Annotated in this window: 21 protein-coding genes; 12 read left to right on the top strand and 9 right to left on the bottom strand. The window is 66.3% G+C overall.

What is annotated here, in order from left to right:
* Window positions 1-17: 17 nt before the first annotated feature.
* From E8M83_RS21180 to E8M83_RS21165, 4 genes are all read left to right on the top strand, one after another.
* Window positions 18-734, top strand: coding sequence for a DUF969 domain-containing protein (locus E8M83_RS21180; RefSeq protein WP_137175335.1), 717 nt, complete (start codon window positions 18-20; stop codon window positions 732-734).
* Window positions 731-1,687: a DUF979 domain-containing protein gene (locus E8M83_RS21175; protein ID WP_137175334.1), complete on the top strand. Its 957-nt coding sequence runs from the start codon at window positions 731-733 to the stop codon at window positions 1,685-1,687. The genes E8M83_RS21180 and E8M83_RS21175 overlap by 4 nt, the downstream gene beginning before the upstream one ends.
* A 7-nt stretch (window positions 1,688-1,694) precedes the next feature.
* Entirely contained in the window at window positions 1,695-2,360 is a 666-nt protein-coding gene (pcp, locus tag E8M83_RS21170; RefSeq protein WP_137175333.1) for a pyroglutamyl-peptidase I, read from the top strand.
* Window positions 2,361-2,512: 152 nt separating this feature from the next.
* Complete coding sequence (locus E8M83_RS21165) at window positions 2,513-3,160, top strand: alternative oxidase (RefSeq protein ID WP_137175332.1); 648 nt, start codon at window positions 2,513-2,515, stop codon at window positions 3,158-3,160.
* A gap of 342 nt (window positions 3,161-3,502) precedes the next feature.
* Here E8M83_RS21165 and E8M83_RS21160 read toward each other — a convergent pair whose 3' ends face one another.
* A complete protein-coding gene (locus E8M83_RS21160; protein WP_137175331.1) occupies window positions 3,503-3,931 on the bottom strand; it encodes a DUF2141 domain-containing protein in 429 nt (142 codons plus the stop codon).
* A gap of 137 nt (window positions 3,932-4,068) precedes the next feature.
* On the opposite strand from E8M83_RS21160, the gene E8M83_RS21155 reads away from it, so the two are divergent.
* The gene (locus E8M83_RS21155) at window positions 4,069-4,575 is read left to right on the top strand and encodes a sterol desaturase family protein (RefSeq protein ID WP_206077507.1); all 507 of its coding nucleotides are present in this window, start codon (window positions 4,069-4,071) and stop codon (window positions 4,573-4,575) included.
* 100 nt (window positions 4,576-4,675) lie between these two features.
* Here E8M83_RS21155 and crtB read toward each other — a convergent pair whose 3' ends face one another.
* The 8 genes from crtB to E8M83_RS21115 form a co-directional block, all read right to left on the bottom strand.
* Window positions 4,676-5,653, bottom strand: coding sequence for a 15-cis-phytoene synthase CrtB (gene crtB, locus E8M83_RS21150; RefSeq protein ID WP_229491730.1), 978 nt, complete (start codon window positions 5,651-5,653; stop codon window positions 4,676-4,678).
* The gene (locus tag E8M83_RS21145; RefSeq protein WP_137175329.1) at window positions 5,650-7,152 is read right to left on the bottom strand and encodes a phytoene desaturase; all 1,503 of its coding nucleotides are present in this window, start codon (window positions 7,150-7,152) and stop codon (window positions 5,650-5,652) included. Before E8M83_RS21145 ends, crtB begins: the two co-directional genes overlap by 4 nt.
* On the bottom strand, window positions 7,149-8,324 hold the full coding sequence (gene crtY / locus E8M83_RS21140; RefSeq protein ID WP_137175328.1) for a lycopene beta-cyclase CrtY: 1,176 nt from the start codon (window positions 8,322-8,324) through the stop codon (window positions 7,149-7,151). Before crtY ends, E8M83_RS21145 begins: the two co-directional genes overlap by 4 nt.
* Complete coding sequence (locus E8M83_RS21135; RefSeq protein WP_137175327.1) at window positions 8,317-9,627, bottom strand: glycosyltransferase; 1,311 nt, start codon at window positions 9,625-9,627, stop codon at window positions 8,317-8,319. Before E8M83_RS21135 ends, crtY begins: the two co-directional genes overlap by 8 nt.
* A 15-nt stretch (window positions 9,628-9,642) precedes the next feature.
* Complete coding sequence (locus E8M83_RS21130) at window positions 9,643-10,638, bottom strand: polyprenyl synthetase family protein (protein WP_137175326.1); 996 nt, start codon at window positions 10,636-10,638, stop codon at window positions 9,643-9,645.
* 194 nt (window positions 10,639-10,832) lie between these two features.
* A complete protein-coding gene (locus tag E8M83_RS21125) occupies window positions 10,833-11,741 on the bottom strand; it encodes a LysR family transcriptional regulator (protein WP_137175325.1) in 909 nt (302 codons plus the stop codon).
* A 15-nt stretch (window positions 11,742-11,756) separates the two neighbouring features.
* Window positions 11,757-12,674, bottom strand: coding sequence for a pseudouridine-5'-phosphate glycosidase (locus E8M83_RS21120; protein WP_137175324.1), 918 nt, complete (start codon window positions 12,672-12,674; stop codon window positions 11,757-11,759).
* Window positions 12,675-12,688: 14 nt separating this feature from the next.
* Window positions 12,689-13,792 (bottom strand): carbohydrate kinase, encoded by a 1,104-nt coding sequence (locus E8M83_RS21115; protein WP_137175323.1) that lies wholly within the window; start codon window positions 13,790-13,792, stop codon window positions 12,689-12,691.
* Between the two features lie 286 nt (window positions 13,793-14,078).
* Here E8M83_RS21115 and xapA point away from each other — a divergent pair, with 286 nt between their 5' ends.
* The 7 genes from xapA to E8M83_RS21080 all read left to right on the top strand — a co-directional run bounded on the left by xapA (window position 14,079) and on the right by E8M83_RS21080 (window position 21,704).
* On the top strand, window positions 14,079-14,921 hold the full coding sequence (gene xapA, locus E8M83_RS21110; RefSeq protein WP_137175322.1) for a xanthosine phosphorylase: 843 nt from the start codon (window positions 14,079-14,081) through the stop codon (window positions 14,919-14,921).
* 24 nt (window positions 14,922-14,945) lie between these two features.
* Window positions 14,946-16,139 (top strand): phosphopentomutase, encoded by a 1,194-nt coding sequence (locus tag E8M83_RS21105; RefSeq protein ID WP_137175321.1) that lies wholly within the window; start codon window positions 14,946-14,948, stop codon window positions 16,137-16,139.
* Window positions 16,136-17,092: a deoxyribose-phosphate aldolase gene (gene deoC, locus E8M83_RS21100; protein ID WP_137175320.1), complete on the top strand. Its 957-nt coding sequence runs from the start codon at window positions 16,136-16,138 to the stop codon at window positions 17,090-17,092. The genes E8M83_RS21105 and deoC overlap by 4 nt, the downstream gene beginning before the upstream one ends.
* A 14-nt stretch (window positions 17,093-17,106) precedes the next feature.
* On the top strand, window positions 17,107-19,485 hold the full coding sequence (locus E8M83_RS21095; protein ID WP_373995066.1) for an aldehyde dehydrogenase family protein: 2,379 nt from the start codon (window positions 17,107-17,109) through the stop codon (window positions 19,483-19,485).
* A 70-nt stretch (window positions 19,486-19,555) separates the two neighbouring features.
* The gene (gene deoA / locus E8M83_RS21090) at window positions 19,556-20,878 is read left to right on the top strand and encodes a thymidine phosphorylase (protein WP_137175319.1); all 1,323 of its coding nucleotides are present in this window, start codon (window positions 19,556-19,558) and stop codon (window positions 20,876-20,878) included.
* Window positions 20,879-20,889: 11 nt separating this feature from the next.
* A complete protein-coding gene (locus tag E8M83_RS21085) occupies window positions 20,890-21,294 on the top strand; it encodes a cytidine deaminase (protein WP_137175318.1) in 405 nt (134 codons plus the stop codon).
* 77 nt (window positions 21,295-21,371) lie between these two features.
* Complete coding sequence (locus E8M83_RS21080) at window positions 21,372-21,704, top strand: hypothetical protein (RefSeq protein WP_137175317.1); 333 nt, start codon at window positions 21,372-21,374, stop codon at window positions 21,702-21,704.
* The last annotated feature ends 6 nt before the right edge of the window (window positions 21,705-21,710 follow it).

The raw sequence follows: 21,710 nt of genomic DNA, 5'->3' as shown, positions 1-21,710 counted from the left end.
ATATTGCCGGGGAATCCATGCAATCTGCTGTCAATCTGTGGCCACTGCTCGGCGTGGTCGTCGTCGTCGCCGGCTTTTTACTGCGGGCCAATCCGGTGCTGGTGGCGGTCGCCGCCTGCGGCGTCACCGGCGTTGCGGCGGCCATGCCCGTCATGGCCTTGCTCGAGTCGCTCGGCAATGCCTTCGTCAAGACGCGCAACCTGCCCTTGATCCTGCTGCTGCCGCTGGCCGCGATCGGCCTGCTGGAACGCTTCGGCCTGCGCGAACAGGCGCAATCGGTGATCGCGAAGGTGCGCTCGGCCACCGCCGGGCGCCTCTTGATCGTCTACCTGTTCGCGCGCGAGAGCACCGCCGCGATGGGCCTGACCAGCCTGGGCGGCCATCCGACGATGGTGCGGCCGCTGGTCGCGCCGATGGCCGAAGCGGCTGCGGAAACCCAGCACGGCAGCCTGCCCGAGCGCGTGCGCCACCGCATCCGCGCCATGTCGGCCGCCACCGACAATATCGGCCTGTTCTTCGGCGAAGACATCTTCGTCGCCTTCGGCGCCATCGTCCTGATGCACACGATCCTGCAGGCCGAGGGCATCGAGGTCAATCCACTGCACATCGCCTTGTGGGGCATCCCGACCGCGATCACCGCCTTCGTGATCCATGCCTGGAACCTGCACCGGCTGGATCATGAGATCAAGCGCGAGATCGAGCGCGAAGTGGCGGCAGCGAAGGACGCGGCATGACTCTCACCATCGAACATTTCTACATCCTGGTCGGCCTTCTCTTGTCGGCCGTGGCCATCATGAACCTGGTGGACCGCAGCAATCCGCGCCGTCATACCACCGCGTTGTTCTGGGGACTGTATGCGCTGCTGTACCTGGCCGGCGAGCGCATGGCGCCGGCGGCGGTCGGCGCCCTGATGATCGGGATGGCGCTGCTGGCCGGCTTCGGCGGCGTCAAGGCCGGCGCGCCCAGGACGCTCGACCCGAGCGTGCGCCGCGCCAACGTCGCGCGCCTGGGCAATCGCATCTTCATTCCGGCGCTGCTGCTGCCGCTGGTGACCGTCATCGGCGCCACCGTGCTCAAGGACGTGCAGTTCAACGGCCTGCCGCTGCTCGACCCGGCCCACCTGACCCTGGTCAGCATGGGCTGCGGCGCTATCGTCGCGTTGATCGCGGCCTGCTGGCTGACGCGCGCCACGCCGTTGCAGGGCGTGCGCGAGGCGCGGCGCCTGGTCGATGCGATGAGCTGGGCGGTGGTGCTGCCGCACATCCTGGCGGTGCTGGGACTGCTGTTCTCGGAAGCCGGCGTCGGCAAGGCGGTGGCGCACCTGACGACCACCTATATCGGCATGGATTCGCGCTTCATCGCGGTGGCCGTGTTCTGCATCGGCATGGCGCTGTTTACGATCGTGATGGGCAACGGCTTCGCCGCCTTCCCGGTAATGGCGGGCGGGGTCGGCATTCCGGTACTGATCGGGATGTATGGCGCCAACCCGGCCGTGATGGCGGCGATCGGCATGTTCAGCGCCTATTGCGGTACCCTGATGACACCGATGGCGGCCAATTTCAACATCGTGCCGGCGGCGCTGCTCGAGCTGCCCGACAAGAACGCGGTGATCCGCGCCCAGATACCGAGTGCGCTGCCGATCCTGGTAGCGAATATCTTCCTGCTGTATTTTTTGATGAACCTGTGAGGCCGCGATGATCAAGACCGTACTGCTGACTGGCTTCGAGCCGTTCAATGGCGCCACCATCAACCCCGCCTGGGAGGCGGTGCGCGCGCTCGAAGGCTGGGAAGGCATGGTGGGAGAGCATCGCTTCCGGGTCGAGGTGCGCCAGCTGCCCTGCGTGTTCGGCCAGGCGATCGAAGACCTCGTTGCCATGGTCGACGAATTGCATCCTGACGTCGTGATCGCCGTCGGCCAGGCCGGCGGACGGCCCGACATCTCGGTCGAGCGGGTGGCGATCAATGTCGACGATGCGGCGATCCTCGACAACGGCGGCCAGCAGCCGGTGGATGCGGCGATTGCGGACGAGGGCCCGGCTGCGTACTTCTCGACCCTGCCGATCAAGGCCATTGTGCGGGCGCTGCGCGAGCAGGGCCTGGTCGCCGGCGTATCGCAGACTGCCGGCACCTTCGTGTGCAATCACGTGTTCTATGGGCTGATGCACCATGCCGCGCGCCAGCCGCAGCCGATCAAGGCCGGCTTCATCCACGTGCCTTTCCTGCCGGAGCAGGCCGCGGCGCGGGCCGATGCACCGCCGTCGATGGCGCTGGACGACATCATTGCCGGCATCAAGCTGGCGGTCGAGGTGACGGTGAGCGTCGACGCCGACGTGCGCGAGGCGGGCGGCGCTACCCATTAGGCCGGCCTCTTCCTAAAGTATCAACCGCCGCAGAAATTGTTGCTCATTGTTGACCCCTTGGATTTTAAAGAGTATCTTGAATGCATGTTTTCCGGCTTTGGCCGGATACAGCAAGTCGACAGATAGTCAACCTAGATACAGGGAGTCTGAACATGAAAGCGCTCGATAGAACCAAGCCCGTGGAAGACCACCGCGCTGCCCGCAATTTTTCCGATCACGTTGCGCTGGGGCTGACGCTGATGCTCCGCTTTTTCGCGGACACGTTTTTTGCCAAACGCTACGGCAACCGGGCGATTGTGCTGGAAACCGTGGCGGCCGTGCCAGGCATGGTTGGCGGCATGCTGGTCCACCTGCGTTGCCTGCGCTGGATGGTCGAGGACCAGGGCTGGATCCGCACCCTGCTCGACGAAGCGGAAAACGAGCGCATGCACCTGATGACCTTCGTGCAGATCGCCAAGCCAAACCCGTTCGAGCGCCTGGTCATCCTGACGGTGCAAGCCCTGTTCTTCGTGGCGTTCTTCCTGCTGTACCTGACCTCGCCCAAGACCGCGCACCGCCTGGTCGGCTACTTCGAAGAGCAGGCCGTCATCAGCTATACCCTGTACCTGGCGGAGATCGATGCCGGGCGCGTGGAGAATGTCGCGGCGCCCGATATCGCGATCGCGTACTGGAACCTGCCCGCCAATGCCCGCTTGCGTGACGTGGTGCTGGTCGTGCGCCAGGACGAGATGGGTCATCGCGATGTCAACCACGGGTTTGCCGATGCACTGACTCCGGTAGAGGTCAAGCAGGGCGCATGAGTTGGCAGGTCGCTGGCATCGTTGGTGTTCGAGAAGGTACGAGAAATCCGACAAGCGAACAATCCCTCCGCTGGCACAATTGTCGAGCAGTCGTTGAATAGAATGAGTCCATGACATGTTCAGGCGAAGGACGATGCTTCAGCTGCGACTAACTACATCCAGATATCGGAGGGAAGGCTGTTACTGCGGCCGAAGCAGCGCCCGCAGCGGTCGCCGCAAGCACGTGCGCAGTCAGACCTGCAAGGGTCATCCTCCAGGATCGGGGAGCGCCGAACTGGAGGTGGCGTGCCGGCGCATCCGGCGTGAGCAAGCCGCTCTGCCGGCCGTTCCCGGCGCGAGAGCTCAGCGCAACTTGATGTAACTGACCGCCTTCTCGTCACGCAGCACGAAGGCCGCATCCTCGAAGCTCGGCGGCCCGAAGCGGCCGCGCGCATCGCGGCTGAAGGCGTAGCGCTCCTTCGGGATGCCAAGGGCATTGCGGTCGAGCTTTCCGTTGTCGTTCTCGTCCTGGAACGACAGCACGGCCCACCAGCCCGGCGGCACGTCGTTCACGGTGACCACGGTTTCCCCCTCCTTGGCAGGGGCCGAGGCCGCGTATGGGCAATCCTTCAAAAAGGTCGCCTTGTCGCAGATTGCGACCCGCACCGTGCCCTTGGCGCTGGTGACGCCCTGGACCCTGACTTCGATCGACGCGGCCGAAGCAAGGCCGGCGGCGCCCATGCCTGCCGCCAGCAGAAGGGAAATGCCCAGGGTACGTAAGTTCGACTGCATGAAAACTCCATTGAAAAGGTAAGTAAACAAGGTGTGAATCGTGTTTGACCGCCTGTGCGGCACCGCAGCGCAACCGTGCGCAGGCATCGTCATGATAGGCTGTGGACATCCCGTTTCCATGCCCTTGACCCATCATTATGCTTTCCAACGCGCTCATCGTCCTGGCCACCATCGCGTTCATGGAAATCTTCTCCATCGTCGCGCACAAGTACGTGATGCACGGCTTCGGGTGGGGCTGGCACCGATCGCACCACGAGCCGCGCACGGGCTGGTTCGAAAAGAACGACCTGTACGCCGTGGTGTTCGCCGGTATCGCCATCGCCCTGATCTGGTTCGGCACCCGCGGCCATCACCCGCTCGAATGGATTGGCGCCGGCATGACCGGCTACGGGCTTCTCTACTTTATCGCCCACGACGGCCTGGTGCACCAGCGCTGGCCGTTCCGCTACGTACCAAAAAGCGGCTACCTCAAGCGGCTGTACCAGGCCCATCGCATGCACCATGCGGTAGAGGGCAAGGATGGCGCCGTGTCCTTCGGCTTTTTGTACGCGCCGCCGGTCGCCAGGCTCAAACGTCAATTGCAGGCGCAGCATGGCCAGGTGCGCCGCCCGCGCGGTCAGTGTCCTGAATCGAAGGTTCGTTGAATAAATTGCGCGAGAATCGGCCTGAGACTGCGTCGCAAATGCGCGCAAGGCCCCGGCCTTGCTGTGCTTTGCTCCTTGTCTCAGGCCGATTTCGCCCAATTTATTTTTCAACGAACTTCTGATTCAGGACACTGGGACGCAGCCACAGATCGTTCCGCCGCGGCCGCGCCATCGCTGCCCGAGCAGGGCTGAAGCGCGACGCCAGCGCCTGGGCGCCGCCCAGCGCCAGCAGGCGCAGCTTGGTGGCTTTCGAGGTGCCCACCCGCTCATCCCAGGCGTGCGCACCGCGCCGTTTGACTTCGATACCGATCTGGCGATACACATTGCGCGCGGTGGCAATCGCCCAGGCCGAACGCAGGGGCAGGGCGGCGATGCCGAGCGTGGCCGACGCGTAATACGGTTCGGCATGCTCGACCAGGCGCGCCGCCACCCTGGCCAGTGCTGCGCGGTGGCGCGGCAGGGCCACGTGGTCGGGCGGGATGCCGGCTTCCAGCAGCCACTCGGACGGCACGTAGCAGCGGCCGATCTTTGCATCGTCGATGATGTCGCGCGCGATATTCGTCAGTTGGAAGGCCAGGCCCAGGTCGCAGGCGCGGTCGAGCACCAGCTCGTCGCGGGCGCCCATGATCGAGGCCATCATCAGGCCGACCACGCCGGCTACGTGGTAACAGTAGCGCATGGTGTCGTCGATGGTGCGGTAGCGCGCCTCGTTGACATCCATCGCGAAGCCGGCCAGGTGGTCGAAGGCATAGCGCGGCGCGATCGCGTGGCCGAGCGCGACTTCCTGGAAGGCGGCAAACGCCGGGGAGCGCATCGGCTCGCCCGAATAGGCGCGCCGGGTGTCGTCGTACAGGCGATCGAGTTCGAAGGTGGCGCCGTAGGCGCTCGGCGCCGCGGCGAAGCCCAGCTCCTGGCCGTCGACCACGTCGTCGCAATGGCGGCACCAGGCGTACAGCATCAACACGCTGCGCCGGGTGGCGGGCGGGAACAGCCGGGCGGCAGCCGCGAAGCTCTTCGAGCCGACCTCGATGGTCTGGGTCGCGTGATCCATCAGCTTGGCGCTGGCCTGCATGTTCATGCGTGCACTCCTTCCAGCATCAGGCCGGCGGTGGCCTTGGCCGAGCCGATCACGCCCGGCACGCCGGCTCCGGGATGGGTGCCGGCGCCGACCAGGTACAGGTTGGGCAGCTCGGCGTCGCGGTTGTGCGGACGGAACCAGGCGCTTTGCGTCAGGATAGGCTCGAGCGAGAACGCCGAACCCAGGTGGGCATTGAGCTCATCGCGGAAGTCGTTCGGCGTGAAGATGCGGCTGGTCACCAATTGGCTGCGCAGGCCCGGCATATAGCGCTGCTCGAGGTAGTCGAAGATGCGGTCGCGGTAGCGCGGGCCTTCGGTCTCCCAGTCGACCGGCGCATTGCCCAGGTGCGGCACCGGGGCCAGCACGTAGTGGCTGCCGCAGCCGGGCGGCGCCAGCGAAGGGTCGGTCACGCAGGGCGCGTGCAGGTACAGCGAGAAATCGTCGGCCAGTTTCGGGCCGTTGAAGATCTCCTTGATCAGGCCCTGGTAGCGCGCGCCGAAGCACACCGTGTGGTGCTGCAGCTGTTCGTGGTGCTTGTCCAGGCCGAAGTACAGCACGAACAGCGAATTGCTGAAGCGTTTCTTCTTCAGCGCCTCGCCGTGGCTGCAGCCGCGGCCATGGTTCTTCAACAGCTCGGCATAGGTGTGCACCACGTCGGCGTTGGACGCGACCGCGTCGGCCATGAACCAGCGGCCGTCTTCCAGCCGCACGCCACTGGCGAGGTTGCCGGCGGTTTCGATGCGCGCGACCGCGGCATTCAGTTCCAGCTTGCCGCCCATGTCCTCGAACAGGCGCACCAGCCCCTTGACCAGGGCGCCGGTGCCGCCGCGCGGGAACCACACGCCCCAGCGCCGTTCCAACGCGTGAATGAGGGTGTAGATCGACGAGGTGGCGAACGGGTTGCCGCCCACCAGCAGCGAGTGGAAGGAGAAGGCCTGTCGCAGCTGTTCGTCCTTCACGAAGCGCGACACCATGCCGTACACGCTCTTCCACGCTTCGAGCCGCGCCAGTTGCGGGCCGGCCTGGATCATGTCGCGGAACGACAGGAAAGGCACGGCGCCCAACTTGAGATAACCTTCGTCGAACACCGCCTTCGAGTACGCCAGGAAGCGCTGGTAGCCGGCGACGTCGGCCGGGTTGCGCGCGTGGATCTGGCGGTCCAGCGCTTCCTGGTCGTTGGCATAGTCGAAGTGGCTGCCGTCTTCCCAGCACAGGCGATAGAAGGGCGCCACCGGCAGCATCTCGACATAGTCGCCCATCTTCTTGCCGCACAGGGTGAACAACTCCTCGATCGCCGACGGATCGGTGATGACGGTGGGGCCGGCGTCGAACACGAAGCCCTGGTCTTCATAGACATAGGCGCGACCGCCCGGCTTGTCGCGTTTTTCGAGCAGCGTCGTTTGCATGCCGGCAGCCTGCAGCCGGATGGCCAGCGCCAGGCCGCCGAAACCGGCCCCGATCACGACGGCGCGTTTGGGTTCGATTTTCATGTGGTTCATTCTGCGGTCCTGATGAGATGTGGTTGGGTCTTGCGCACGGCGGTGAACGCTTCCAGCACCGGCACCGGCGGCTTGCCGGTCAACAGGCGCGCCTTGTCGGCCAGGTTCAGGCGACCGGCATAGAAACGTGCGATCAGGGGCGCGGGCAGGCGATAGAAACGCTGCATCACGCGCCAGCGGTGATCGGGACTGCCGGCCAGGAACAGCATGCGGTTGAGCATGCGGAAGAAGCGCTGCTGGTTCCAGGCGCGCCGCGCTTCGTCCCGGATGGCGGCAAACAGGCTAGGGGCCGACAGCTCGGGCAGGCGCGCGATGCGCTCGGCCAGGCGCACCGCATGCGGCAGCGAATAGCCGGTGGTCGGATGGAACAGGCCGGCACGCAGGCCGGCGCTGGGCTGGCCCTGCAATTGGTCCCAATAGCGCTCGAAGTCGCCGGCCAGCACGATCGGCAGCGAGCCCTGTTCCTCGCGCAGCACGTCGCGCACCTGCCAGCCACGCGCTTCCACGTAGCCGGCGATATTGGCGCGCAGCCGCTCCGGTTCCCAGGCGGCGCTGTCGACATAGTGGGTGTCTTCGACCAGCACGCGGTCGGGTCCGAAGGGCAGCAGGTAGACGAAGCGGTAGCCGCCTTGCTGGGCCACGCCCGCGTCCATGATGACCGGCGCCGTCAAGCCATGGGCGGCGGTGAGACGCAGCTCCTGGCCGAGAAAGGTCTGGTAGCCGAGCGCGAGGTGGCTGCTGGCGCGCATGCCGCGGCCGTCGATGACGGCCTGCGCATGCAGGGTCTCGCCATCGGCCAGCCGCACGCTGGTGGGCGTCACCTCGTCGATCCACACGCCGCTGCGCAGCGCGGCGCCGAGCGCCGGTTCGATGACGTGCGCGAGGTCGTGCGAGGCGATGCTGGCGTAGGCGCCGTCCAGGGTGCGGGCGAATTCGGGAAACACCACGTCGTAGCGCGGCCAGCGATGCGTCACCAGCGGCGCGATCCAGCGCAGTTGCGCCGCATCGAGATCGGTTTCATGGAACGACCAGGTGTGGTTGCCGCCCAGGCGCTTGCCCTGTTCGAGCACCAGGATGCGCAGCGGCGGCCGCTCGAGGCGCAGGCGCCAGGCGATCAGGCTGTTGGCCAGGCCGCCGCCGGCCAGGATCAGGTCGTAGTCGGCTTCAGCCATGGCTGGCGATCCTCTGGGGCGCCGGCTGCAGGCCGAGCGCGGTCTCGATGATGTCGGCCGCGCGCGGCGCGCCGCCGGCCTGGCGGATCTGGTCGGCCAGCGGCGCCATGCGCTGCTTGAAGTGCGGCTCGTCAAGTAGGCGGCGCAGCTTGCGCGACAGCTCATTCACGCTGGCGAAACGCGGCGAGGCGCGCAGGCCCACGCCGGCATACTCCACGCGGGCGGCGGCGCCCGGATGGTCGAAGGCGATCGGCAGCGCCAGGATCGGCGTGCGGGTGGCGATGGCTTCCATCACGGTGTTGGCGCCGGCATGCGAAATGACGGCGTCGGCCCGCGCCAGCACCGCCAACTGCGGCACGAAGGCGTGTACGCGAGTGTCGCCGATGGCTTCCAGCGCGCGTACCTGGGCTGCGTCCAGTCCGCCGCAATGGGCAACCAGCAGTTGCGCGCCTTGCCGTTTGCAGGCTTGCGCGATGCGCTTGAACAGGCCGAAGCGCTGGCTGACCAGGGTGCCGAGCGAGGCGTAGACGAAGGGACGCATGCTGGACATGGGCGGCAACAGCGCTGCCAGCTCGGCAGGGGAGAGGTCTGGCGCGCCGGCGCCGGAATGCAGCGGGCCCACATGATGGAAATGCGGCGGCAGTTGGCGGCGCGGGAAATCGAAACCCGGCACGATCTGGCCGACCTGGGCCAGCGGCGACAGGCATTCGTGCAATTTGCCGCGCGGAGACAAGCCGAGGCGCTCTGCCCCCATCGAGATCGCGCGCTCGTGCGGCCCCATCATCCAGTCGTAGACCAGCGTGCTGCCTTCCACGATCTTGTAGGCGCGCTCGTTGTCCTCGTACACGAAGGGCATGACGGGCAGCGGGATGCCCGGTTCGCGGTTGACCGGCAGCGCGCAGGCAACCGAGATGAACGGCATCCCGAGGCTTTCGGCCACCAGGCCGCCGGCCGCTTCCATCTGGTCGGCGAGCAGGTAGTCGACCTGCAGTCCGCGCAGGGCTGCCGGCAGTTCACGGCACAGCATCGTGGTGCTGGCCGCCATGTCGAGGATCACGCGGTAGAGGCCCAACGGCGAGCCGGGATTGGCGACCCGCGCGAGCATCGCCGGCAGCGAGCCGGCTGGATGGGTATCGCTGCCCACCGCATGAAAGCCGATCCGGGCATCCTTGACGTAGTCGATGGCGTCCGGGCGGTGCACGAAGGTGACGCGGTGCCCGCGCGCGACGAGTTCGCGCGCCAGCACGGACAAGGTATTGAAGTGGCTGTAGAGGGCCGGAGCCACGACCGCGAAATGCGCCATGCGGGCCCTCGCCGGTCAGCCAAGACGCAATTCGGCCAGCTGGACGCTCGGGCGCGCTTCGCGGGCCTTGGCCAGCTCGGGGGCGAAACGCTTGGCCTTGCCTTCCTTGGCAAACAGCTGCGACACGAAGTGGCGCGTGCGCCCATTGGCGCCGACGGCGGCGCCGAGGCAGCGGTCGGCTTCGAGCAGGCAGGCGGCCAGGCGGCGCTTGGCCTCGTCGCGGCCCAGGGTATTGATCAGCGTGGCCTTGCCGACGTCCTTGCCGCTATCCTTGCCGGTCACGGCGCTGTCGGCGCCATCCAGGAAATCGTCCTTGATCTGGAAGGCCTGGCCGGCTGCCAGTGCGAAGGCGCGCAATTGCTGCGCCACCTGCTCGTCGGCGTGGCAGATGATGGCCGCCATATCGACCGCCACGCCCAGCAGCAGGCCGGTCTTGAGCTCGTTGGTGGTCGCGATGGCATCGGGCGAACGCGCGCCCCCGTGCAGGTCTTCGAACTGGCCGCGCACCAGGCCCTGCTCGCCGACGGTCTGCGCCAGGGTGGCGACCAGGCGCGCGCGGGTAGCGGGCTGGATGTCCTGGGCCTGCGACAGCACGCCAAAGGCGCGGCTGAGCAGGGCGACCGATGCCAGGATGGCGACGTCCTCGCCGAACTGGACGTGGATGGCCGGCTTGCCGCGCCGCAGGCTGGCGTCATCCATGCAGGGCAGGTCGTCGAGGATGAGCGAGGCGGCGTGTACCAGCTCGACCGCGCAGGCGACATCGACCAGCGCCCGGGACGTGCAGCCAAGATCGCGTGCAACCAGCATCAGGAGCAGGGGACGCATGCGCTTGCCGGCGCTGAGCGCGGAAGCGCGCATGGCCTTGGTCAGCTGGTCGGACGGACCGCTGCCGGCCAGCAGCGCATCGATGCGCTGATCGATGGCGAGCCGTAGTTCGGCAACGTCGCCGGCATGGGCGCCATCGTATTGTTCCAGGCGGAGCCCGTCGTACCGCGGTGATGCTGTCGTCATGCGAGCTCCCGGAGAATATTGATGAACTTGATAACCATCATACCGGAGGCGATATCAAAAAATACTCAATCAGGCTCAATCGTGCGGCGACTTTTTGCCTAAAAATCGGGCAAAAAAATGCAGATGGGAAATCGCGGCGGGACAATACCGGTTCGACCCACGGATGGTGGGTCAATCGATGGGGAAATCGCAGCTCAGGCTGACTGTTCGTCCGGGAACAGGATCTTGAGAAAGGCGCGCACCACCGGCGCATCGTCGAGCGCCGGATAGCTGATGTACAGGTTGGCCGACGGCGCATGCGCGTGGATCGGCAGGAAGCGCACGCCGGGCCAGCCGATGCGGCTGGTGGTTTCGGGCATGAGGGCCACGCCCAGGCCGGCGCCGACCATGGCCAGCAGGGTCTGCGGCTCGGCCGCCTCCTGGAAGATGGTCGGCTGGAAGCCCGCATTCACGCAGCACTGGATCAGATAGCGCGGCTCGGCCGACTGGTCCAGGTGCAGGGTCAGCATCGGCTCGCCCGCGATCTCGGGCAGCGCGATCGAGTCGCGCCCGGCCAGCGGGTGGCGCGCATTGACCGCGACGCAGAACTGCTCCTTGAAGCATGGCTCCTGGCGCAGGTTGGCCTGCTTGAGCACATCGGCCTCGATGCGCGGCTCGCGCCAGAAGCCGACGTCGATCTGTTTGTTGCGCAGCGCTTCCCACTGGTCGTTCGGCCCCAGCTCGTGGATGGTCCAGGTCACGCGCGGGAACTGGCTCTGGAACTGTTCGAGCAGGCCCGGGATCGGCCCCCACATCGCCGAGCCGACGATGCCCACCCGCAGCCGTCCGACCTCGCCGCGGTCGATCTGGCGGATGGTGTCGATCGTCATGCGCATCTTGCCGAGCAGTTCGGCCGCCTCGACCATCAGCGCGCGCCCGGCCACTGTCAGCTCGAAGCTGCGGGTGGTGCGGGTGAACAGCTTCACGCCAAGCTCGCTCTCGAGCTTCATGATCTGCTGCGAGAGCGGCGGCTGCGAGATGTGCAGGCGTTCGGCGGCGCGGCTGAAGCTCTTTTCTTCGGCCACCGCCAGGAAGTACTTCAGCTGTTTCAGGTCGATCGACATGGCGGCCCGGTCGACTCAGGCAGCCTTGTGGTTCAGCGCCACGGCCAGGCGCGCGCCGACCAGGGCGTTGTGCTTGACCAGCGCGATATTGGTGGCCAGGCTGCGCCCGCCCGTCAGTTCCTTGATGCGGGCCAGCAGGAAGGGCGTGACCTGCTTGCCGGCCACGTTTTGCTGGTCGGCCTCTTGCAGCGCCTGGGCGATGATGCTGTCGATTTCATCCGGCGCCATCGCCTCGTCGGCAGGCACCGGATTGCTGACCACCACGCCGCCTTGCAGGCCGAGCTGCCACTTGGTGCGGATGAAGGACGCCTGCTCTTCGGCCGAGTCGAGCTGGAAGTCGGCTTTATAACCGCTGTCGCGCGTGAAGAAGGCAGGAAAGCCCGGCTGACCGACAGAGAGCACCGGCACGCCGTGGGTTTCCAGGTACTCGAGCGTCAGGCCGATATCGAGGATCGACTTCACGCCGGCGCACACCACGGCCACGCTGGTGTGCGCCAGCTCCTGCAGGTCGGCCGAGATATCGAAGCTCGTTTCGGCGCCGCGGTGCACGCCGCCGATGCCGCCGGTGACGAACACCTCGATGCCGGCCAGTTCGGCGCAGATCATGGTCGCGGCGACGGTGGTCGCGCCCAGGCGGCCCTGCGACAGCACATAGGGCAGGTCGCGGCGGCTGACCTTGATGGCGTCGGGCGACGCGCCCAGGGTCTCGAGCTGGGCGTCAAGCAGGCCGACGCAGATCTTGCCCCCAATGATGGCGATGGTGGCCGGCACGGCGCCGGCGTCGCGGATGACCTGCTCGACTTCGCGCGCGGTGTGCACGTTCTGCGGATAGGGCATGCCATGCGAGATGATGGTCGATTCGAGGGCGACGACCGGTTTGCCGGCGGTGCGGGCGGCCGCCACTTCGGGCGAGAACAGGAGGAAGGAGTGCATGGTCAAATCTTTATTCAGTCGGTAACGATGTCGTGCGCCGGGCTGTCGAACAGTCCCGGCACGAGCTGCGGCGAGACGGTCTGCGCGCAGGCGATGGTCATGGCGGCCAACACATGGCCGCGGCGGCAGGCCAGTTCCAGGTCTTGCTCGCCGTTGTACAGGGTCCAGCAGACGGCGGCAGCAAAGGCGTCGCCGGCGCCGGTCACGTCGACCACGTCGACAGTGGGCTGGGCTTCGACGATGTGCATGCCGTCCGCGCCGGTGAGCATGACGCCGTGCGCGCCGCGCGTGACGATCACGTCCTGCACGCCGTCGCCTTGCAGTTCGGCGCAGGCGGCGGCGATCTCGGCGTCGGTCGCGAGTGCGCGGCCCACGCGCGCCGCCAGCTCGCCCAGGTTCAGGATCAACAGGCGCAGGCCGTTCAAGTTGCGCGGCAGGCGGTCGATCTTCGGTTCGGAGACGGCGACGATCACCATCGGCACGCCGTCGCGCCGGCTGCCTTCGAGCAGCATCGCGACCGCATCGCGCGGCAGGTTGAGGTCGGCCACGATCAGGGCGGCGCCGGCGCGCTGCTGTTCGCGGGTGGCGAAGAAGTCGGGCGTGAGCGTCTCGTTGATTTCCATATCGGCCAGCGCCACGCGCATGTCGCCGTCATGGTCGAGCACCGCGGTATAGGTGCCGCTGGCGGCGCCGTCCACGCGCAGCGCGCCGCGGGTGTCGATGCCCGCTTCGTCGGCATACGCGAGCAGGGCGCGGCCGGACGCATCGCCGCCGACCGCCGTGACCAGCGCCGTCGGCGCGCCCAGGCGCACCAGGTTCTCGGCGATATTGCGCGCCACGCCGCCGAAGGACTCGGTCTGGCACGCGGGATTCGAGGTGCCGAGCGACAGCTTCGCCATCGTGCGCAGCTTGCGATCCAGGTTGGCGGCGCCGATGCACAGGATCGGCCGGTGGTCGGGCAGCACATAGGCGCGGCCGAGGATGCGGCGTTCGCGCACCAGGGTGGCGATGTAGTTGGCGACCGCGGAGCGCGACAGGCCCAGGTGGCCGGCCAGGTCTTGCTGCGAGATGAAAGGGTTGGAACGGATCAGCTCGTATAACTGTTCTTTTTTCGGCATCGCGTTCGACTGCGCCGTCAGGCGCCTTTGACAATTGTTTGATCATGCTAGACAATTGTTTTGGGCCTGTCAACGAATCTTTTCCTCAGTGTAAGCAGCTCTCCCGCGCTCCGCACAATTTATCTATAAAAAATATAAATCGGGAAGAAAAAGTGTATTTGCCATACATATCGCCATTCATGCATAGTTATAATATCTAGTTGTCCAAGTGCGCCGCACTCGCGCGCGCCGGGCTCCTGCCTCTCTCATCCGTCCCCCTGACCACCAGCATTCAACAAGGAATATCATGTCCAGCAATACCCCATTCGAAGCCGCCGACATCATCCGCGCCCGCAAGCCAGGCTTCGCACCACGCGTGGCGCTGATCCTCGGTTCCGGACTGGGCGTGCTGGCCGAACAGCTGGTGGACGCCGTATCGATCAGCTATGCCGACCTGCCGGGCTTCCCGATCAGCACCGTGCACGGCCATGCCGGCGAACTGGTGCTGGGTACCCTGGCTGGCGTGCCGGTCGCCTGCATGAAGGGCCGCGGCCACTTCTACGAAGGCTATGGCCCGGGTGTGATGACCTCGGCCATCCGCACCCTGAAGCAGATCGGTTGCGAACTGCTGTTCGTCACCAACGCGGCGGGCTCGCTGCGCGTGCAAGCCGACGCCGGCAGCCTGGTCGCGATCACCGACCACATCAACTTCTTGCCCGGCAGCCCGATGGCCGGCCCGAACGACGAGCGTTTCGGCCCGCGCTTCTTCAGCATGTCGAATGCCTATGATGCCGAAACCCGCGAGCAGGTGAAGGCTGTCGCCGCGGAGAAGGGTATCGTCCTGCACGAAGGCGTGTACCTGGCCGCCGCCGGTCCGCACTTCGAGACCGTCGCCGAAATCCGCGCTTTCAAGACGCTGGGCGCGGACGTGGTCGGCATGTCGCTGATCCCGGAAGTGATCGCGGCGCGCCACTGCGGCCTGAAGGTCACCGCCGTCTCGGCCATCACCAACCTGGCCGAAGGGCTGTCGCCGTTCGCGCTGTCGCACGAGCAGACCCTGAAGTACGCGGCGATCGCGGCCAAGGACATGGTGACCCTGATCCACGCCTACATCGAGCGCGTCGGTTCGACCCCGCGCGCGGCCGCTTGAACCCATCATTTGAAAGCGACGACCATGTCACGCGCATTCATCCTCCTGCTTGATTCCTTCGGCCTGGGCGCACTGCCCGACGCCGACAAATACGGCGACACGGGCGCCAACACCTTCGGCCATATCGCCGAGTGGGCTGCGAAAGAGGGCAGGCCGATGTCGCTGCCGAACCTCGAGCGCCTGGGCCTGGCCGCGGCCGCGCACAAGGCCAGCGGTGAATGGGCGCCCGGCTTCGCGCTGCGCGACGGCTTTACCGGCGCCTGGGGCGTCGCCCGCGAACAGTCGACCGGCAAGGACACGCAGAGCGGCCACTGGGAGATCGCCGGCGTGCCGGTGCTGTTCGACTGGGGTTACTTTCCAAAGACCGTGCCGTCGTTCCCGCAAGCGCTGACCGACAAGCTGCAGGAATTGACCGGCGTGCCGGGCTGGCTGGGCAACTGCCACGCCTCGGGCACCACCGTCATCAACGAGCTGGGCGACGAACACGTCGCCACCGGCAAGCCGATCCTGTATACCTCGGCCGACTCGGTGCTGCAGATCGCGGCGCACGAAGAACACTTCGGCCTCGAGCGCCTGTATGAAGTGTGCGAAGCGGCCTACGAGCTGGTCAAGCCGTACAATATCGGCCGCGTGATCGCGCGTCCCTTCGTGGGCGCCAATGGCGACTACAAGCGCACCGCGAACCGCCACGACTACGCCGTGCCGCCGATCGCGCCGACCCTGCTCGACCATGTGAAGGATGCCGGCGGCGAGATGATCGCCCTCGGCAAGATCAGCGACATCTTCGCGGCCCAGGGCGTCACGCGCCTGGTGAAGGGCCCGGACAATATGGCGCTGTTCGACCGCCTGCTGGAAGTGGCCGATGAAGCGGGCGACAAGTCGCTCACCTTCGTCAACTTCGTCGACTTCGACATGCACTTCGGCCACCGCCGCGACGTTGCCGGTTATTCGAACGCGCTGCACGAGCTGGACGCGCGCCTGCCGGAATTCATGGCCAGGCTCAAGGACGGCGACCTGGCCGTGATCACCGCCGACCATGGCTGCGACCCGACCGCGCCAGGCTCGGACCACACCCGCGAACATATCCCGATGATCTTCTTCGGGCCTGGCGTGCCGGCACAGGAACTGCCGACCGCCGACACTTTCTCGAGCATCGGCGCCACCCTGGCCAAGCACCTCGGCGTCAAACCACTTTCGAACGGAACCGCACTGTTATGAGCCAGCCCCTGGATTTCAAACGTAATACCGGCATTGCGCTGGACCTGGGCCTGGTCAACAGCCTGAAGGTCAACCGCAATGCGGCCGACCGCCGCGCCGCCAGCCTGGCCAACCGCCGCACGGTCAAGAAGGAATACCAGGCTGCCTGGCTGGTGCGCGCCATCGAGTGCATGGACCTGACCACCCTGAGCGGCGACGACACGCCGGGCCGCGTCGAGCGCCTGTGCATGAAGGCCATGCGCCCGCTGCGCGCCGACCTGATGCAGGCCCTGGGCCTCGAGACGCTGTCGACCGGCGCCGTGTGCGTGTACCACGAGATGATCCAGCCAGCGGTCAAGGTCATCCAGGGCCGCCTGCCGATCGCCGCGGTATCGACCGCTTTCCCGGCCGGCCTGTCGAGCATGGAAACCAAGCTGCGCGAAATCGAACTGTCGGTGGTCGCCGGCGCGACCGAGATCGATATCGTGATCACCCGCCAGCACGTGTTGACGGGTAACTGGCAGGCGCTGTACGACGAGATGGCGGCTTACCGCCAGGCGTGCGGCGAAGCGCATGTGAAGGCGATCCTGGCCACCGGCGACCTGGTGACGCTGGAAAACGTGGCCAAGGCCTCGTGGGTGTGCATGATGGCCGGCGCGGACTTCATCAAGACCTCGACCGGCAAGGAAGGCGTGAACGCGACCATTCCCGTGTCGCTGGTGATGGTGCGCGCGATCCGCGACTACTACGAGCAGACCGGCTTCCAGATCGGCTACAAGCCGGCCGGCGGTGTGTCGACCGCGAAGTCGGCGCTGCAATACCTGACCGTGATGAAGGAAGAACTGGGCAATGACTGGCTGCAGCCGCACCTGTTCCGTATCGGCGCCTCCAGCCTGCTGACCGACATCGAGCGCCAGCTGGAGCACTACGTGACCGGGAACTACTCGGCCGCCCATCGCCACGCGCAACCCTAATTTTCGGACTCGTCATGCCAACAATTAAAGAGATTCTCAACACCATGGATTACGGTCCCGCACCTGAAAGCACCAAGGAAGCGCTCGCGTGGCTGGACCAGCATGGCCGCCGATTCGGGCTGTTCATCGACAACGCCTGGAGCGACGCCGGCGAGACCTTCGCCACCAACAATCCGGCCGATGGCAATGAGCTGGCGCAGGTGACCCAGGCCACCGATGCCGACGTCGAGCGCGCGGTGCAGGCCGCGCGCCGCGCGCAGCCGGGCTGGGTGGCGCTGGGCGGCCATGGCCGCGCCAGGATCATGTACGCGCTGTCGCGCCTGCTGCAAAAGCACGCGCGCCTGTTCGCCGTGCTCGAGACGCTGGACAACGGCAAGACCATCCGCGAAACCCGGGACGCCGACCTGCCGCTGGCCGCGCGCCACTTCTACCATCACGCCGGCTGGGCGCAGCTGCAATCCGAAGAATTCGCCGACTACCGCGCCGTGGGCGTGGTGGGCCAGATCGTGCCCTGGAATTTCCCGCTCCTGATGCTGGCATGGAAGATCGCGCCGGCGCTGGCCGCCGGTAACACCGTCGTGTTCAAGCCGGCCGAGTACACGCCGCTGACCGCGCTGCTGTTTGCCGAGATCTGCCAGCGCGCCGGCGTGCCGGCGGGTGTCGTCAATATCGTCACCGGCGATGGCCGCGTGGGCGAGGCGATCGTGAATCACCCTGGCATCGACAAGCTGGCCTTCACCGGCTCGACCGAAGTTGGCCGCCTGATCCGCAAGGCCACCGCCGGCAGCGGCAAGAAGCTGTCGCTGGAATTGGGCGGCAAGTCGCCGTTCATCGTGTTCGACGACGCCGACCTGGATGCGGCGGTCGAAGGCCTGGTCGATTCGATCTGGTTCAACCAGGGGCAGGTGTGCTGCGCCGGTTCGCGCCTGCTGGTGCAGGAGTCGGTGTACGACAAATTCATCGCCAAGGTCAAGGCGCGCATGCAGAACCTGCGCGTCGGTTCGCCGCTGGATAAATCGAACGATATCGGCGCGCTGGTCGATCCGGTGCAGCAGCAGCGCATCCACGGCCTGGTCGAATCGGCGCGCGCCGAGGGTTGCGACGTGTGGCAGCCGAACGTCGAGCTGGCGACCACCGGCTCGTGGTACCTGCCGACCCTGATCACCGGCGCGTCGACCTCGGCCGCCGTGGCCCAGGCTGAAGTTTTTGGCCCAGTCTTGGTGGCGATGAGCTTCCGCACCCCGGCCGAGGCGGTGCAACTGGCGAACAACACCGTGTATGGCCTGGCGGCCTGCGTGTGGAGCGAGTCGATCAGCCTGGCGCTGGACGTGGTCCCGCAGATCAAGGCCGGGGTGGTGTGGATCAACACCGCGAACCAGTTCGACGCGGCCTGCGGCTTCGGCGGCTACAAGGAATCGGGTTATGGCCGCGAAGGCGGCAAGGAGGGCATGTACGAGTACCTGGTGCCGCTGGCGGAAGATGCGCGTCCATCGGCGCCGGTCGTGGCCGAAAAGGCGCAAGCCAAGCCGGCGCAGCAAGACAGCCCGTTCGCGGTCGACCGCACCGCCAAGCTGTACATCGGCGGCAAGCAGGCCCGTCCTGACGGCGCCTACAGCCGCGCCATCAATGGCGCCAACGGCGACTTCCTGGCCGATATCGGCGAAGGCAGCCGCAAGGACATCCGCAATGCGGTGGAAGCCGCACACAAGGCGGCCGGCTGGACCAAGGCCACTGCGCACAACCGCGCACAGGTGCTGTACTACATCGCCGAGAACCTGGCGATCCGCGCCGATGAATTCGCGCAGCGCATCGCCCATCAGACCGGTTCGAAGGATGCGGCGCGCGAAGTGGCCGCCTCGATCGAGCGCCTGTTCTACTGGGCGGCGTGGGCCGACAAGTACGACGGCGCGGCGCACCAGCCGCCGATGCACGGCATCACCGTGGCGCTCAATGAGCCGGTCGGCGTGATCGGCATCGTGTGCCCGAACGAGAATCCGCTGCTGGGCTTCATCTCGCTGGTCGCACCGGCGCTGGCGCTGGGCAACCGCGTGGTGGCGGTGCCGTCGGAAGCGCATCCATTGTCGGCGATCGACCTGTACCAGGTGCTGGATACCTCGGACCTGCCGGGCGGCGCGCTGAACATCGTCACTGGCTCGGCCGACGAGCTGGCGCGCACCTTGGCCTCGCACGGCGATATCGATGCGGTGTGGCGTCATGACGGTTCGCTCGATGGCTGCGCCGAAGTCGAACGCCTGTCGGCGGAGTCGCTCAAGCGCACCTGGACCGGCGGCGCCAAGGGCCGCGACTGGTTCGATCCGAAGCAGGCATGCGGCCGCACGGTGCTGCAGCATGCGAGCCAGGTCAAGAATGTCTGGATTCCGTACGGCGTGTAAGTTCGACGGCCAAGATCGGCAACGTGGGCGGCTTGACCGCCCACGTTGGCTTTAACGTAAAGGTATCACTATGTTCCTCCCCCAAGAAATCGTCCGCAAGAAGCGCGACGGTGGCGTCCTCTCCGCCGAAGAGATCCAGTTCTTCGTGCGCGGCATCCCTGACGGCAGCGTCACCGAAGGCCAGATCGCGGCGTTCGCGATGGCGGTCTACTTCAAGGACATGACCATGGACGAACGGGTCGCCTTCACCCTGGCGATGCGCGATTCGGGCCAGGTCATGGAATGGACATCCCTGGACCTGCCGGGCCCGGTGGTCGACAAGCACTCGACCGGCGGTGTCGGCGACGTGGTCTCGCTGATGCTGGGACCGATGATCGCGGCCTGCGGCGGCTTCGTGCCGATGATCTCGGGCCGCGGCCTGGGCCACACCGGCGGCACGCTCGACAAATTCGATGCGATCCCGGGCTACAGCACCGTGCCTGACCCGGACAAATTCCGGCAGGTGGTCAAGGACGTGGGCGTGGCCATCATCGGCCAGACCGCCCAGCTGGCGCCGGCCGACAAGCGCTTCTACAGCATCCGCGACACCACGGCGACCGTCGAATCGGTGGCCATGATTACCGGCTCGATCCTGTCCAAGAAGCTGTCGGCAGGCCTGGATGCGCTGGTGATGGACGTGAAGGTTGGCAGCGGCGCCTTCATGCCGAGCCCGGAGAAATCGCTGGAGCTGGCCGAATCGATCGTCAATGTCGGCAATGGCGCCGGCACCCGCACCTCGGCCATCCTGACGGGCATGGACGAATCGCTGTGCCACGCGGCCGGCAATGCGGTGGAAGTGCGCGTGGCGATAGATTACCTGAGCGGCAAATCGCGCCCGGCGCGCCTGCATGAAGTGACGATGGCGCTGTGCGCCGAGATGCTGGTGATCTCGGGCCTGGCCGCGACCGACAACGAAGCGCGCGCCAGGCTGCAGGCGGCGCTCGATTCGGGAGAAGCGGCCGAGCGTTTTGCGCGCATGGTCACCGCCCTGGGCGGCCCGGCGGACCTGATGGACAAGCCGGATGCGTACCTGGAAACGGCGCCTGTCATCGTGCCTGTGCCAAGCCTGCAGGCTGGCTACGCGACGTCGGTCGACACTCGTGAGCTGGGACTGGCCGTGGTCGCGCTGGGCGGCGGCCGTGTGCGTCCGCAGGATGCGATCGACTTCGCCGTGGGTCTCACTGGCCTGGTCGAACTGGGCGACGAGATCACCGTCGGCCAGCCGCTGGCGATGGTGCATGCGCGTACCGAGCAGGCAGCCGGACAGGCCATCCGCCAGGTGCAGGCCGCCTACCGGATCGGCGCCGGGAAACCTGCCGTTGCGCCGATGATCCACCGCACCGTTCGTCTTTGAGACCAAACAAAATGAAATACGCGAAACTGATCGACGAAGCGCGCGCCGCGCGCGAACTGGCGTACGCACCCTATTCGACATTCAAGGTGGGGGCGGCGCTGGAGTGCAAGGATGGCCGCATCTTCCCTGGTTGCAATGTGGAGAACGCTGCCTACGGCCTGTGCAACTGCGCCGAGCGCACCGCCTTCTTCAGCGCCATTGCCGCCGGCTACCAGCCGGGCGATTTCGCGGCGCTGGCCGTGATCGGCCAGACCGAAGGCCCGATCGCCCCTTGCGGCGCCTGCCGCCAGGTGATCCTGGAGCTGGGCGGCAATGAATTGCCGGTGGTGTTGACCAACCTGGAAGGCGCCGTATTCGAAACGACTGCGGCGGCGCAATTGCCGAATGCCTTCGGGGGCCGTGACCTGGGACATTGAACAGGCCTTGTGATCCGGGATTCGGCCACCACTGTGATGACATCCTTGCATGACCAACTTTTGATTCGGAGGAAGCAATGAAAAAAGTCATCGTCCTGTTAAGCGGTGTCATCATCGCGGCGAGCGCCGCAGCCCAGGCGGACAAGACCGCTTCGGACACGACCCAGGCCACCAGAACGGGCACAGTCGACCGGCAAATCCCCGCCAATACCGACCGCGACAAGCGGGAAAATCCCGCCTCGGAAGGCCCGGAAAGCGCGAATATCGTGGATCCGGATTTCCAGGGCAGCAGCAAGCAGGAAACCACCGCATCCGGCCTCGGTCAGCCGAAGAAGGATAGCGACAAGACGTCGAAGTCGAACAAGTCCGGCGCGGATGTGCAGGACGTGGAAAACAAGACCAAACAGTAAGATTTC

This window comes from Massilia sp. HP4, from assembly GCF_005222695.1.
Classification (GTDB): domain Bacteria; phylum Pseudomonadota; class Gammaproteobacteria; order Burkholderiales; family Burkholderiaceae_D; genus Telluria.
Note: the sequence above shows the minus strand (reverse complement) of the source record. Positions and strands in the feature narration are given on the sequence as shown.